This window comes from Yersinia rohdei ATCC 43380, from assembly GCF_000173775.1.
GTDB lineage: Bacteria > Pseudomonadota > Gammaproteobacteria > Enterobacterales > Enterobacteriaceae > Yersinia > Yersinia rohdei.
This window is the reverse complement of the sequence record NZ_ACCD01000004.1, coordinates 61,932-76,803: the sequence shown is the minus strand read 5'-3', so window position 1 is coordinate 76,803 and position 14,872 is coordinate 61,932. Positions and strand designations below refer to the sequence as shown.

Sequence of the window (14,872 nt, the reverse complement as noted above, 5' to 3'; positions counted from 1 at the left end):
TTAGAGAGGTGAAAGGGACTGATTGAACGTGGGGGAGTCTTGGCAAGAGTACAATTCCCCGACGTTGTTATAACTGCACTCATGGATTCACGCCATAAATGCCAGTAACCTTCTTAGTACAATCTATCGGCAGAAATTGGCTAAACTTTAGCAATAAAAAATGCCAGCAAGGTCACCTTACTGGCATTTATACCCTGCGGCTTGAAGCCGTAGGGGTTAGCTATGCGGACGTATCCGAATTACTTAGCTTGAGCGAAACGGGCTGCTGCTTCGTCCCAGTTAACTACGTTCCAGAATGCTTTGATGTAGTCTGGGCGGCGGTTTTGGAATTTCAGGTAGTAAGCATGTTCCCAAACATCCAGGCCAATAATCGGGAAGCCTGATGCGCCAGAAACCGCTTCACCCATCAACGGGCTGTCTTGGTTAGCAGTAGAAACTACCGCCAATTTGCCGTCTTTCAATACCAGCCAAGCCCAACCAGAACCGAAACGGGTCGCAGCCGCTTTTTCGAATTCTTCCTGGAATTTCTCTACGCTACCGAAATCGCGTTCGATAGCAGCTTTCAGATCGCCACCAAGGCTAGTGCCCAATTTCAGGCCTTTCCAGAAGAAGCTGTGGTTAGCATGGCCGCCGGCGTTATTGCGCATAAAGGTGCGCTTGTCAGCAGGGACTTTGTCCAGATCTTTGATAAGATCTTCAACGCTATAGCTTGCCAGTTCCGGGTAGGCTTCCAACACCGTGTTTGCATTGTTTACATAGGTTTGGTGGTGTTTGGTGTGATGGATTTCCATCGTCTGCTTATCGAAATGTGGTTCCAGGGCGTCATAAGCATAAGGCAGGGATGGCAGTGAGTAACTCATAATCATCGTCTCCATAGGTGTAGGGCGGTGCAAAAAAAGTAAGCACCGCGTAAGCATTCGGATCATTATAGTTAATTAAATGATATTGAAAATGATTATCAATTCCTTACTAACTATGTGGCTTTTCTATTCAATGATGCGCTGAGGGTGGGTATACACTGTGGCTCTACCGGGCTTACTGAAGCCAACCAGGGTGAGATTACACCGAGTTGCAACTTCAACGGCTAAGGTTGTGGCAGCAGAAACAGCAAATAAAATCTCGGCACCGCACATCGCGGTTTTCTGCACCATCTCATAGCTGGCACGGCTGGAAACCAGCACCGCGCCTTGCTGCCACGGCTGTTTGGCCCGAATCCCTAGCAGTTTATCCAGCGCCACATGGCGGCCAACATCTTCACAACCGCCCAATAATTCCCCTTGAGGTGTAATCCAGGCCGCAGCATGGGTGCAACCCGTCAGTTGGCCCACAGTTTGTACCTGTTTGAGTTGCGCAAGCGCACTATCCAAGTGATTAAGGTTAAAAGTTTGTGTAAAAGGCAGGGGCGTGATTGGTCGGAAAATATCATCCAATTGTTCAATACCACAGACACCACATCCAGTGCGACCAGCCATAGCACGGCGGCGTTCTTTCAATCCGGCAAAACGGCGGCTGGATAGTTCAATATTAACTTCTATGCCATTGCAGCCAGGGGTGACATCAATGGCATAGATTTCTTGTGGTGCGGCAATAATGCCTTCCGATAGCGAAAATCCTAGAGCGAAGGCCTCTAAATCCTTGGGGGTTGCCATCATCACGACATGAGAAATGCCGTTGTACACCAGTGCTACTGGTACTTCTTCAGCCAGCCAATCCCGCTGTGGCTCTGCCATATGATGGCGCTGTAGCACGTTAAGTTGCTTGGCACCGCAAATTTCGGTGGGAAAGTCAGTTGTTGACGGTTTGATCTGGCTCACTATGTTGTCCTGAAAGTTATAACCCATAGTCACAATGTGGTAACATTCACATTAAGAATGGTGTGGCTATATTCTACTATTAAAGGAATGTATCTCACACTGACGAGCTGGATATCGCATAAGCGATTTTAGCGCCTCCCATTTCGTTGAGGGAAGCGCGAACTCAATTTTAAATTCATACCCAAAATAATTTGAGTTGCAGGAAGGCGGCAAGCGAATTAATCCCGATGAGCTTACTTAAGCAAGTGTTTCGGGTTAGTGAGAGCAGCCAACGCCCATGTAGCTCGGAGTATTAAGGGTAAAGCATTGTGACAATCGTGAAATGAAGGAGAGACCCATGCAGGTCAGCAGAAGGCAGTTCTTTAAGATCTGCGCTGGCGGTATGGCGGGAACCACGGTCGCGGCACTCGGCTTTACGCCGTCAGTGGCGCTAGCGGAAACGCGGCAATATAAATTGTTGCGCGCCCGTGAAACGCGGAATACCTGCACGTACTGTTCTGTCGGTTGCGGGCTTTTGATGTATAGCCTGGGCGACGGTGCGAAAAACGCCAAAGAGAGTATTTTCCACATTGAGGGGGATCCAGATCACCCGGTAAACCGTGGTGCACTTTGTCCAAAAGGTGCGGGGCTGGTGGACTTTATCCACAGCGAAAGCCGCCTGAAATACCCAGAATACCGCGCGCCAGGTTCCGATAAGTGGCAGCGAATCAGTTGGGATGATGCTTTTACGCGCATCGCCAAGCTGATGAAAGAAGACCGGGATGCTAACTTTATTGAGACCAACGACGCCGGTGTTACCGTCAACCGTTGGCTGAGTACCGGCATGCTGTGTGCTTCGGCATCCAGTAATGAAACGGGTTATTTGACCCAGAAATTTAGTCGCGCTCTCGGCATGCTTGCCGTAGACAACCAAGCACGTGTCTGACACGGACCAACGGTAGCAAGTCTTGCTCCAACATTTGGTCGCGGTGCGATGACCAACCACTGGGTTGATATCAAGAACGCGAATTTAATTATCGTCATGGGCGGTAATGCGGCAGAAGCGCATCCGGTGGGATTCCGCTGGGCGATGGAAGCCAAGATCCACAACAATGCCAAGCTGATCGTGATAGATCCGCGCTTTACCCGTACTGCGTCGGTGGCTGATTTTTATACGCCAATCCGCTCCGGTACTGATATCGCGTTCCTATCCGGTGTCTTGCTGTACCTGATAACCAACGAAAAAATTAACCGCGAATACGTCGAAGCCTATACCAACGCCAGCTTGCTGGTGCGGGAAGACTTTACCTTCGAAGACGGTTTGTTCAGCGGCTATGACGCCGATAATCGTAAATACGATAAAACCAGCTGGAACTACCAGTTGGATGAAAATGGCTTTGCGAAACGCGACGTCACCCTGCAAGACCCACGTTGCGTGTGGAACTTGCTGAAAGAGCATATCAGCCGCTACACGCCAGATGTGGTGTCTAATATCTGTGGCACACCGAAAGAAGATTTCATCACGGTTTGCGAATATATCGCAGAAACCAGTGCTGCAGATAAAACCGCATCGTTCTTGTACGCCTTGGGCTGGACGCAACACTCAGTTGGCGCGCAAAACATCCGCACTATGGCAATGATTCAGTTGCTGCTGGGCAATATGGGGATGGCGGGTGGTGGTGTGAACGCCTTGCGCGGTCACTCCAATATTCAGGGGCTGACTGACCTGGGCTTGCTGTCGCAAAGTCTGCCGGGTTATATGAATCTGCCGTCTGAGAAACAGCCAGATATTGAAACTTACCTCAAGGCCAACACGCCGAAAACCTTGTTGCCGGGCCAGGTAAACTACTGGAGCAATTATCCGAAATTCTTCGTCAGTATGATGAAGAGCTTCTATGGCGATAAAGCACAGAAGGAAAATGGCTGGGGCTACGACTGGTTGCCGAAGTGGGATAAAGGCTACGACGTCTTGCAGTATTTCGAGATGATGTCGCAGGGTAAAGTGAATGGCTATCTGTGCCAGGGTTTTAACCCGGTTGCTTCTTTCCCTAATAAAAACAAAGTGGTAGCGGCACTGTCGAAACTGAAGTTCCTGGTAACTATTGACCCACTCAATACTGAAACTGCGAACTTCTGGCAAAACCACGGTGAGTTTAACGACGTCGATTCGTCGAAAATTCAAACTGAGGTATTCCGCTTACCATCAAGTTGCTTTGCGGAAGAAAATGGCTCAATCGTTAACTCTGGTCGCTGGCTACAATGGCACTGGAAAGGTGCGGATTCACCGGGCGAAGCCATGAATGACGGTGGTATTTTGGCCGGTATCTTCCTGCGTCTGCGCGAAATGTATCAGCGCGAAGGCGGTGCGGTGCCAGAACAGGTGCTGAATATGACCTGGGATTACCTGACACCAGAAAATCCTGAGCCGGAAGAAGTGGCGATGGAAAGTAATGGTCGCGCCCTGGCTGATATAACTGACGCCGATGGCAAAGTGCTGGTCAAAAAAGGCGAGCAGCTTAGCACCTTTGCTCATCTGCGTGATGACGGCACCACCGCCAGTGGTTGCTGGATATTTGCGGGTAGCTGGACGCCAGCCGGTAACCAGATGGCACGACGCGATAACGCCGACCCATCAGGCCTGGGTAACACGCTGGGCTGGGCATGGGCATGGCCACTTAACCGCCGCATTCTGTATAACCGTGCTTCTGCTGACCCGCAGGGTAAACCTTGGGATCCGAAACGTCAGTTGCTGGAGTGGGATGGAGCGAAGTGGACGGGCATTGATGTCCCTGACTACAGCGCAGCTCCTCCGGGCAGTGATGTCGGGCCATTTATTATGCAGCCTGAGGGGATGGGGCGTCTGTTTGCCATTGATAAAATGGCAGAAGGGCCGTTCCCAGAACACTATGAGCCATTCGAAACACCATTGGGCACCAACCCACTGCACCCGAATGTGATATCCAACCCGGCGGCCCGCGTCTTTAAAGACGATTTGGCCACGATGGGTTCTCATGAGCAATTCCCATATGTCGGTACCACTTATCGTCTGACCGAGCATTTCCACTACTGGACGAAGCATGCATTGCTTAATGCCATTATGCAGCCGGAACAGTTTGTAGAAATTGGCGAAAAACTGGCAGCGAAAAAGGGCATCCAGCATGGGGATACGGTAAAAGTCAGCTCTAACCGTGGCTATATCAAGGCCAAGGCAGTGGTGACCAAACGTATTCGCACACTGAATGTCAACGGACAAGAAGTCGACACCATTGGTATTCCGATCCACTGGGGATTTGAAGGGGTGGCGAAAAAAGGCTTCCTGGCCAATACACTGACGCCATTTGTCGGTGATGCTAATACGCAAACGCCAGAGTTTAAGGCGTTCTTGGTCAACGTGGAAAAGGTGTAACGGAGAGAATCTATGTCACTGCAATCTCAAGACATTATCAGGCGCTCCGGCACCAACTCCCTGACGCCGCCGCCGCAGGATCGTAATTTCCAGGCAGAGGTGGCGAAGCTTATCGATGTCACCACCTGTATTGGTTGTAAAGCTTGTCAGGTGGCGTGCTCGGAGTGGAACGACATCCGCGATGAAGTCGGTTACAACGTCGGGGTGTACGATAACCCCGCCGATTTGACCGCCAAATCATGGACGGTGATGCGCTTCTCTGAAGTTGAGGAAAACGGCAAGCTGGAGTGGCTTATTCGTAAGGATGGCTGCATGCATTGCGCCGACCCAGGCTGCCTGAAGGCATGTCCGTCGGAAGGGGCAATAATTCAGTATGCCAATGGCATCGTCGATTTCCAATCAGAGCATTGTATCGGTTGTGGTTATTGCATCGCGGGTTGCCCGTTTGATGTGCCGCGCATGAATAAAGACGATAATCGGGTGTACAAATGTACCCTGTGCGTCGACCGCGTGGGTGTTGGCCAGGAACCTGCTTGTGTGAAAACTTGCCCGACTGGGGCGATTCACTTTGGTACTAAAGAGTCGATGAAAGAAGTGGCTGCTGGCCGAGTTGCGGAACTGAAAACCCGTGGCTTTGATAACGCCGGGTTATATGACCCTGCGGGTGTCGGTGGTACCCACGTGATGTATGTTCTGCATCATGCGGATAAACCTCAGCTTTATCATGGCTTGCCGGAAAACCCGACCATCAGCCCGACCGTGACTTTCTGGAAAGGCGTCTGGAAACCACTGGCGGCGGTAGCCTTTGCCGCCACCTTTGCTGCCAGTATTTTCCATTACGTTGGTGTCGGCCCGAACCGGGTTGAGGAAGAAGAGGAGGAAGACGATAAATCAGATTCCACGCCTTCTGATACCGCATCTAAGGCGCCAGAGCAGACTACCGCTGAGCACTCAGACGACGGGGAAACGCGGAAATGAAAAAAGAAAAGCGGATCCAGCGCTACAGTGCGCCGGAGCGAATCAACCACTGGATAGTCGCCTTCTGCTTTATGCTGGCAGCTATCAGTGGCTTGGGGTTCTTCTTCCCGTCATTTAACTGGTTGATGAATATTTTTGGTACTCCCCAGCTAGCGCGCATCCTTCACCCCTTCGCAGGGGTGATTATGTTCGCGGCCTTCCTCATCATGTTTTTCCGTTACTGGAAGCATAACCTGATTAACAAGGAAGACCTGGAGTGGGCAAAAAATATCCACAAAATCGCCATGAATGAGGAAGTGGGCGATACTGGGCGCTATAATTTCGGTCAGAAGTGTGTATTTTGGGCTGCTATTATTAGTCTGGTGCTGCTACTGGCCAGTGGTGTGGTTATTTGGCGGCCTTACTTTGCGCCCTCTTTCCCGATCCCGCTGATTCGCCTGGCACTGCTGGTGCATTCGCTGGCGGCGGTGGGGTTAATCCTGGTGATTATGGTGCATATCTATGCCGCCCTATGGGTGAAAGGCACGATTACCGCGATGGTGGAAGGTTGGGTACCGGCAGCATGGGCTAAAAAGCACCATCCGCGCTGGTATCGTGAGGTTGAAAGTAAGCGTCAGAAAAGACAGGAAGAGAAACCCTGATGAGTATTCGCATTGTCCCTAAAGATCAATTAGGAAAACAAAGCGAAAAAGGTTCAACGGCGGGGAATATCCCGCCGTTACTTTTCGCTAATTTAAAAAGCTTGTATACCCGGCGAACCGAACGTTTGCAGCAGTTAGCGCTGGATAACCCGCTGGCTGATTATCTGGATTTTGCGGCTAAAATTACCCAAGCACAGCAAAAAGCACTGCATGACCATCCGCTGGTGTTGGATATGCAAGCTGAGCTGGAGCAATCTGCGATTAGCGGTAAGCCGCCACTGGATTTGAGTGTTTTTCCGCGAACAGAGCACTGGCGCAAGCTGTTGTCAGCGCTGATTGCCGAGTTACGCCCAGAGGCACCAGATCATATTGTGGCGGTGCTGGATAATCTGGATAAGTCTTCAGTACATGAGCTGGAGCTGTACGCCGATGCTCTGCTAAACCGCGAGTTTGCGAAGATTGGCAGCGAAAAAGCGCCATTTATCTGGGCTGCGCTGTCATTGTATTGGGCGCAAATGGCCAGCCAAATCCCAGGGAAAGCTCGGGCTGAATATGGCGAACATCGCCAATTTTGCCCTGTATGCGGCAGTATTCCGGTATCCAGTGTGGTGCATATTGGCACTAACAATGGCTTGCGCTATTTACACTGTAATTTGTGTGAAAGCGAGTGGCATGTGGTGCGGATTAAGTGCAGCAACTGCGAGCAGACAGGTGATTTGAATTATTGGTCGCTGGACAGCGAATTGGCGGCAGTGAAGGCTGAAAGCTGTGGTGATTGTGGCACTTACCTGAAAATTTTATATCAGGAAAAAGATCCGCAGGTAGAAGCTGTGGCGGATGACTTAGCCTCGCTGATTCTCGATGCTAAGATGGAAGGCGAGGGTTTTGCTCGCAGCAGTATTAATCCGTTTTTGTTCCCAGGGGAATAATGCGGGTTTATTAATATTGATTGTGCTGAAGATAAAAAAGTCGTTCAGCACAATCAAATAATAACGAGTTAGTTATCACCAAATAAATCACGGGTATAAACTTTATCTTTTACATCATTTAATACATCAAGCATCCGGTTACTGATAATAATATCGGACTCTTGTTTGAACTTATCTAAATCAGTTAATACACGAGAGTTAAAAAACTCAGTTTCTTGTAATGTCGGTTCATAGATAATGACTTCAACGCCCTTAGCCTTAATGCGCTTCATAATCCCTTGAATACTCGACGCCCGGAAGTTATCAGACCCACTTTTCATGATGAGGCGATAGACACCAACAACTTTGGGGTTGCGCTTTAGAATATCAGCGGCGATAAAATCTTTGCGAGTGGTATTGGAGGCAACAATGGCATTAATAAGATTTTGCGGAACATGGTTGTAATTTGCCAAGAGTTGCTTGGTATCTTTAGGTAAGCAGTAGCCGCCATAGCCGAAGGATGGATTATTATAATGTGGCCCAATTCGAGGGTCGAGGCAGACACCATCAATAATTTGGCGGGTATCTAAGCCATGTGAAGCCGCGTAAGTATCCAGCTCATTAAAATAAGATACTCGCATCGCCAAATAGGTATTAGCGAAGAGTTTAATTGCCTCGGCTTCTGTGGAATCTGTAAATAAAGTCGGTATATTCTCTTTAATTGCGCCTTCTTTTAATAAATTAGCAAAGACCTCTGCCCGCTCGGAGCGCTCGCCAACAACAATACGAGAAGGGTGTAAATTATCATAGAGAGCAAGCCCTTCCCGCAGGAATTCCGGGGAGAAGATGAGATTATTACAGCCAAATTTTTCTTTGGTTTTAGCAGTATAGCCGACAGGTACAGTTGACTTAATAATCATTACTGCATCGGGGTTAATCGCCATAACATCCTGAATGACAGCTTCAATAGATTTGGTATTGAAATAGTTCTTTTCAGGATCGTAATCAGTCGGTGTGGCAATAATGATATAACTTGCGCCTTCATAAGCATCACGTTTATCTAGCGTAGCTCGGAAATTTAGCGCTTTATTTTGTAAATAATCTTGTAGCTCTGTATCAATGATGACCGATTCTCTACGGTTCAGCATCTCCACTTTTTCTGGAATGATATCTAAGGCCACGACCTCATGATGCTGTGACAACAAGATACCATTTGATAACCCGACATAACCTATACCCGCTATTGCAATTTTCATTATAAATATTCTCAGTAATTCAACTCGCTAATAATTAAAGTAAATGTTTTCATTTCTTTAATAATTTAAAATAATTGCGACGTCTAAAATATCTAATAACTCTTCAGATATATTGTTACAAATAATAGAGGTTTTCTGAGCGTTTTGCTGATTGTTAGGAGGGAGTAGGAGCACTCATGCTATTATCTTCATCCTATTGATTTTTCTGACTAACATACAGGCCGTATGTTCAACAAATCTTCAATATAGCTAAATTTGTGGCGATATTATTCCATATTTAAAGACCTGTATAGCGCCATCCATCAAATTATCTTGGCAAGGCGTGAAAGATAAGTGTGATGTTAAATTGACACTATCCGCTGCGCGGCGGTCAGGTTGGCGGCTGCGATGAGTGCGACCATGGGTTGCACCATTGTTTTTCTTTGTAATAACAATGGGTGCGAGTGATTAGCTCAACATGGCGCACAGTTCTTCGCCAGCTGGGGTATCTTGATCTAAACTTTCCGCCAATTAACGGCAGATAAACCTATTTGATGGTAAGGTTACCCCTGTGCCGCCAGATAAAAAGCCATTACCGAGTGGCTGTACGCAGTATCAGAATCTGACCCTGTTAGGGTAAATAGGCACCCTGGTTGATGGCTAACGAGTCAACTTTTACTACTAAGTGTTAGTGTCCAACGCAGCTAAATGAATCGTGTGGCATTAATTAATTCGTCAGAGTACCCGACCTTGTTGGGGGCTTTTTTGACCTCACTATCACTAATACCTGAGTGACTATGAGCGCAGAATCACATCTGTTATACCGCCAGTTACCGGCAATTGACCGCCTGCTGCACCAACCTGAAATGGCAACATTGCTGGCCGAGTATGGCCCTGTTTTATTGACCGAAACCTTGAGAAAATTACAGCTGGAGGCCCGTGAGCATATTCGCCAATTTGATACTCTGGCGGATTGGTGCACCGATTGGCCCGCTGCTTTACGTCAACGATTGAATCAACGCCAGCCCGCATTAAAACCTGTCTTTAACCTTTCCGGTACTGTTTTGCACACCAATTTAGGCCGTGCCCCCTTGGCTGAATCTGCCATTTCCGCTGTGAATGACGCGATGCGCGGTGCTGTGACATTGGAATATTCGCTGGATGGTGCGCGGCGCGGTCATCGTGATCGGGCGGTTGCCGATTTGCTCTGTGAACTTACCGGGGCTGAAGATGCTTGTATCGTCAATAATAACGCCGCAGCGGTATTTCTGATGCTCAGCGTCATGGCTGCTGGCAAACAGGTGGTCGTTTCTCGCGGTGAATTAGTAGAGATTGGCGGGGCTTTTCGGATTCCTGATGTGATGCGCCAAGCCGGTTGTGAACTGGTAGAGGTGGGCACCACCAACCGCACTCATCTGAAAGATTATCGTCAGGCCATCAGTGAACATACGGGTCTGCTGATGAAAGTTCATACCAGCAATTACAGTATTGAGGGCTTTACCGCCTCAGTGGCAGAGTCACAGCTGGTCGCCTTGGGCCATGAGTTTGCGATTCCTACCGCGACGGATTTAGGCAGTGGCTCACTGGTTGATATGACTCGCTATGGTTTACCGGCGGAACCCATGCCACAGCAATTGATAGCCGCTGGGGTCGATTTGGTGACTTTCTCCGGCGATAAACTCTTGGGTGGCCCTCAGGCGGGGATTATTCTCGGTAAAAAACAGTGGATTGACCAATTACAGCAGCATCCACTCAAACGGGTGCTTCGCGCCGATAAAATGACGCTAGCCGCACTGGATGCCACTTTACGTCTGTATCAGCAACCAGACCGACTAACCGAACTGTTGCCGACCATGCGGTTACTGACTCGCCCGGCAGAGGCCATTGCCGAGAGCGCCCAACGGGTGCTGGCCGCACTGGCAGGCAACTATGACACTGATTTTACCCTGGCGGTCGAGCCGTGTTGGTCACAAATCGGGAGTGGTTCATTACCGGTAGATAGATTACCCAGTTGGGCGGTGACTTTTGCCCCCAAAGACGGCAGTGGCAGTACTTTGGCGGCGCTAACCGAGCGCTGGCGTGGTTTGGCTAAACCGATTATTGGCCGCGTGACCGACGGACGTTTATGGCTGGACTTGCGCTGTCTTGAGAATGAAGCCGCACTGCTCCAGGAGTTAGCACCATGATTATTGCAACCGCAGGCCATGTCGATCACGGCAAAACGACATTGTTACAGGCAATTACCGGGGTAAATGCAGATCGTCTGCCGGAAGAAAAGCAGCGCGGGATGACCATTGATCTGGGCTATGCCTATTGGCCGCAACCTGACGGCAATATTATTGGCTTTATTGACGTACCCGGCCATGAAAAGTTCTTAGCCAATATGTTGGCGGGTGTGGGCGGTATTGACCATGCCTTATTGGTGGTGGCCGGCGATGACGGTGTGATGGCGCAAACCCGTGAACACCTGGCTATTTTACGGCTAAGTGGGCATCCGACCCTGACTGTCGCACTGACGAAAGCAGATGCTGTCGATGACGAGCGCATTGCGCAAGTAAGCCAGCAGGTGATGGCCGAACTGGCCGCGCAAGGCTGGTCGGCGCAGCAGGTCACTGTGTTTGTCACAGCGGCGACCACGGGCCTTGGTATCAGTGAATTGCGCGAACATTTGGCGCAATGTCATCAGCAAGATGAAAATAATGGTCGGTTGCAGCGGCGTTTCCGCCTGGCTATTGACCGCGCATTCAGTGTGAAAGGTGCCGGTTTAGTGGTGACCGGCACCGCATTGGCGGGGCAAGTGGCGGTGGGCGATACCTTATGGCTCACCGGCGGTAATTGCCCTGTGCGAGTGCGAGGAATTCATGCCCAAAACCAAAAGACGCAACAGGCGCAGGCGGGCCAGCGTATTGCTCTGAATATCAGCGGCGATATCAGTAAGCAACAGATTAACCGTGGCGACTGGCTATTAGCGCAACAGCCGCCAGAGGCCCTTGACCGCGTGTTGGTGGCCGTTGATGCGGATACGCCGATACAACATTGGCAGCCTCTGCATATACATCATGCCGCTAGTCATATTACTGGGCGCTTTTCGCTACTGACGAACCCACAATCCATTAGCTCACAATCCATTAGTTCACAATCTATTAATCTAGAATCCACTGATGCCACATCCCCATTAATACTGGCCGAATTGCTGCTGGATACCCCGCTCTGGCTGGCTGAAAATGACCGGCTGATTCTACGGGATATTGCGGCGAAAAAAACCTTGGGCGGGGCGCGGGTTATCCATCTGGCGGTGCCCAAACGGGGTAAACGCCAACCGGCATTTTTGGCGTGGTTAACTGCCCTGGCACAAGCCAAAAATTGTCGTGAAATCTTGGGATTACATTTGTCGCAAGGGCCGGTTTCGGTCTCCCGATTCAGTTGGGCACGTCAGCTTACAGGCCAAGACACCGCCGAGTTACTGGCCAGCACTGATAGTGTTGTGGCAGGTGATATCGCGCTGTCACTCCCTCATGCTCAGCAAGCCCAGCAAACCTTATTGCATGTTTTATGTCTGTATCATCAGCAACATGGCGACCAAATGGGGCTAGGGCGGGCGCGGCTACGGCGTATGGCATTGCCGACACTGGATGAAGGCCTGGTATTTCGTTTAATTGATAACCTGTTGGCTCTGGGGGAATTAAAAAATACCCGTGGCTGGCTGCATCTCCCGCAGCACGGGCTGGCATTTACTGAACAGGAACAGCTGTTATGGCAGCAAGTTGCCCCCCACTTTGGGGATTCTCCGTGGTGGGTTCGTGATATCGCCACGACACTGCAAATAGATGAAGCTGAGATGCGCAACTTGTTACGAAAAGCGGCGCAACTGGGCCACATTACCGCCATTGTCCCAGACCGCTATTATCTGAGTCAGCGCATTACGCAGTTTGCGGATTTAATTCGTGAGCTGGATGCCAGCCAAGGTAGCGCCAGTGCTGCTGATTTTCGTGACCGGCTTGGCATTGGCCGCAAACTGGCAATTCAAATCCTGGAATTCTTTGACCGCAGTGGATTTACCCGGCGTCGGGGTAATGACCATCTACTGCGCGACCGGGGATTATTTTCTTCAATAGCTTGAGATCTAAAATCGAGCCGCACCGAGAATAATTTGTTTAATTATTAATCATCGTTACATAGCCGCTAGCACTATCAATGATTTTGCTAGCGGCAGTAATGAGGGGGTAATTTTCTACTCTGGCTTGCGAAACTAAAACTCGACCACAAGGGTTTTGATGCATATCGGGGAGTTTCAGGGTATTGAGCACCTGCTCCCCTTTCAAGATTGATTCTGTAAAACCATTGTTAAACAACATGTTGCGTAACATTTCAGGATCAATTTCTATCTTTTCAATACTTCCTTGTTGCGTTTTTCAGGTTGGGCAGCAAGCCAGATGAGTATCAAGTAAATAAATCATTTTCATCCTTAGCTCCAAACAGATTAATGACAGCCTTGTCTTCATCATCGAAATTATCTGGGCAAGAAACCTTACCCGCCAGAAACCCTAACTGGCGTTTTGGCTGTTCCTCAATATCTACAACAGGGAGGCCATTGTATTATGCTGGCCAAACCAACTTGACCAGACCATCTTTGCATTACTCTGCTGCTAGTGTTTCCGGCTGTTTGCGAATAAATATTGCTACCAAGCTCAACCACAATAAGCCACTGATCAAATTGAACAAGTTGAATACGCCGCTATTGCCCCACAGGTAAGCGACTTTGGCGAACTCAATCCCCAAGGTGAAGACCATCATACTTATCATCCCCATGGCGGCGGATACTGTCCCTTTACTGATATCACTGGAGAACAGAGTGAGTCGCACCAAACCCGCATTTGCCAGGCCAATACCAAAAGCATAAAGACTCAGCCCTGCCGTCATCCACAAATAAGCATGGGATGAATAAAGTGTTGAGGCGGCGGCAATCATCAGGCCAATAAGCATCGGGCCGGCACCATAGCGGATAAGCTTGGGAATACTGGTTTTACCGCTCAATCTTGCCAGAGTCAGGTTACCAATAATCAGCGCCCCAAAGATGGGCACCTGCAAGATGCCATATTCAACTGTCGAGAGCTGTTCGCCACTGATCAAGATGACCGGGGATTGAGCAATCCACGCCAACAGGGGGAGGCTGGCAAAACCCAGGGCCAGGGAACCACACAGGAAGCGGCGGTTAGCGAGCACCAACTTATAGTCGTGCCACATGGCCCCCACAGACAGTTTTTCTCCTTTCCGTGAGGCGGTTTCCGGCATGGCGCGCCACAAACCAGCAAATGAAATTGCACCCAACACGGCAAATAACACAAACATTGTCTGCCACGGCGCAACATGAATCAGCGCCGCGCCGCCCAAGGGGCCAAGCAGCGGGGCGATTAATGCCACGTTTGCCATCAACGCGGTAATTTTAATGCACACCGCTTCGTCAAATGATTCCTGGATGGTGGCGTAGCCAACCGCGCCAATAAAGCACAAGCCAATCCCTTGCAAGAAGCGCATGGCGATAAACTGCTCAATGCTATTGACCAGCAAAATGGCAAGGCAGGTCACCACAAAGAAGGCGACACCAACCAGCATGACCGGGCGTCGCCCACGGCGATCCGATAAAGGGCCCAGCAGCCATTGCAGGAACATACCCCCGGCCAGATACGCGGTCATGGAGGTCGGAACCCATTCAACACTGGCATTAAAATCGGCCACTACCGCCAGCATACCTGGCTGAATCATATCGTTGGCGATATACGCGGTAAATTCGAACAATACTAAACACAAAGGAAATAAAAGCGCCCGTCGACCTAAACGCGTCGCGGGTGAAAATGAAGTTTGCATAGGTTAAGCTATTAATAGTAAACATAAAAAAACGGGTTGCTCAGAC

11 protein-coding genes are annotated in these 14,872 nt (G+C 49.7%); 6 read left to right on the top strand and 5 right to left on the bottom strand.

Going from position 1 to position 14,872, the window contains the following annotated elements:
* Positions 1-239 precede the first annotated feature (239 nt).
* Positions 240-860, bottom strand: coding sequence for a superoxide dismutase [Mn] (gene sodA / locus YROHD0001_RS12820; RefSeq protein ID WP_032816341.1), 621 nt, complete (start codon positions 858-860; stop codon positions 240-242).
* 126 nt (positions 861-986) lie between these two features.
* Complete coding sequence (fdhD, locus tag YROHD0001_RS12825; RefSeq protein WP_004713846.1) at positions 987-1,841, bottom strand: formate dehydrogenase accessory sulfurtransferase FdhD; 855 nt, start codon at positions 1,839-1,841, stop codon at positions 987-989.
* A gap of 310 nt (positions 1,842-2,151) precedes the next feature.
* On the opposite strand from fdhD, the gene fdnG reads away from it, so the two are divergent.
* Genes fdnG through fdhE form a run of 4 tightly spaced genes read left to right on the top strand, consistent with a single transcriptional unit; the run spans position 2,152 to position 7,747 of the window.
* Complete coding sequence (gene fdnG / locus YROHD0001_RS12835; protein WP_086023428.1) at positions 2,152-5,199, top strand: formate dehydrogenase-N subunit alpha; 3,048 nt, start codon at positions 2,152-2,154, stop codon at positions 5,197-5,199.
* Positions 5,200-5,211: 12 nt separating this feature from the next.
* Positions 5,212-6,177 (top strand): formate dehydrogenase subunit beta, encoded by a 966-nt coding sequence (fdxH, locus tag YROHD0001_RS12840; RefSeq protein ID WP_004713843.1) that lies wholly within the window; start codon positions 5,212-5,214, stop codon positions 6,175-6,177.
* Positions 6,174-6,818 carry a formate dehydrogenase cytochrome b556 subunit gene (fdoI, locus tag YROHD0001_RS0117465; protein ID WP_032816337.1) on the top strand — a complete coding sequence of 215 codons (645 nt, stop codon included), beginning with the start codon at positions 6,174-6,176 and terminating at the stop codon, positions 6,816-6,818. The genes fdxH and fdoI overlap by 4 nt, the downstream gene beginning before the upstream one ends.
* Positions 6,818-7,747, top strand: coding sequence for a formate dehydrogenase accessory protein FdhE (gene fdhE / locus YROHD0001_RS12845; protein WP_004713842.1), 930 nt, complete (start codon positions 6,818-6,820; stop codon positions 7,745-7,747). The genes fdoI and fdhE overlap by 1 nt, the downstream gene beginning before the upstream one ends.
* Before the next feature lie 68 nt (positions 7,748-7,815).
* Here the strand turns inward: fdhE and YROHD0001_RS12850 are convergent, their stop codons facing one another.
* Positions 7,816-8,982: a nucleotide sugar dehydrogenase gene (locus tag YROHD0001_RS12850; RefSeq protein ID WP_004713841.1), complete on the bottom strand. Its 1,167-nt coding sequence runs from the start codon at positions 8,980-8,982 to the stop codon at positions 7,816-7,818.
* A 776-nt stretch (positions 8,983-9,758) separates the two neighbouring features.
* Between YROHD0001_RS12850 and selA the strand changes: the two genes are divergently transcribed.
* The gene (gene selA, locus YROHD0001_RS12855; RefSeq protein WP_004713840.1) at positions 9,759-11,147 is read left to right on the top strand and encodes an L-seryl-tRNA(Sec) selenium transferase; all 1,389 of its coding nucleotides are present in this window, start codon (positions 9,759-9,761) and stop codon (positions 11,145-11,147) included.
* Positions 11,144-13,081, top strand: coding sequence for a selenocysteine-specific translation elongation factor (gene selB / locus YROHD0001_RS12860; RefSeq protein WP_032816335.1), 1,938 nt, complete (start codon positions 11,144-11,146; stop codon positions 13,079-13,081). Before selA ends, selB begins: the two co-directional genes overlap by 4 nt.
* A 34-nt stretch (positions 13,082-13,115) precedes the next feature.
* Here selB and YROHD0001_RS20655 read toward each other — a convergent pair whose 3' ends face one another.
* Both YROHD0001_RS20655 and YROHD0001_RS12870 read right to left on the bottom strand, forming a co-directional pair.
* A complete protein-coding gene (locus YROHD0001_RS20655; RefSeq protein WP_004713838.1) occupies positions 13,116-13,328 on the bottom strand; it encodes a PIN domain-containing protein in 213 nt (70 codons plus the stop codon).
* A gap of 268 nt (positions 13,329-13,596) precedes the next feature.
* On the bottom strand, positions 13,597-14,826 hold the full coding sequence (locus YROHD0001_RS12870) for an MFS transporter (protein ID WP_032816333.1): 1,230 nt from the start codon (positions 14,824-14,826) through the stop codon (positions 13,597-13,599).
* Positions 14,827-14,872 lie beyond the last annotated feature (46 nt).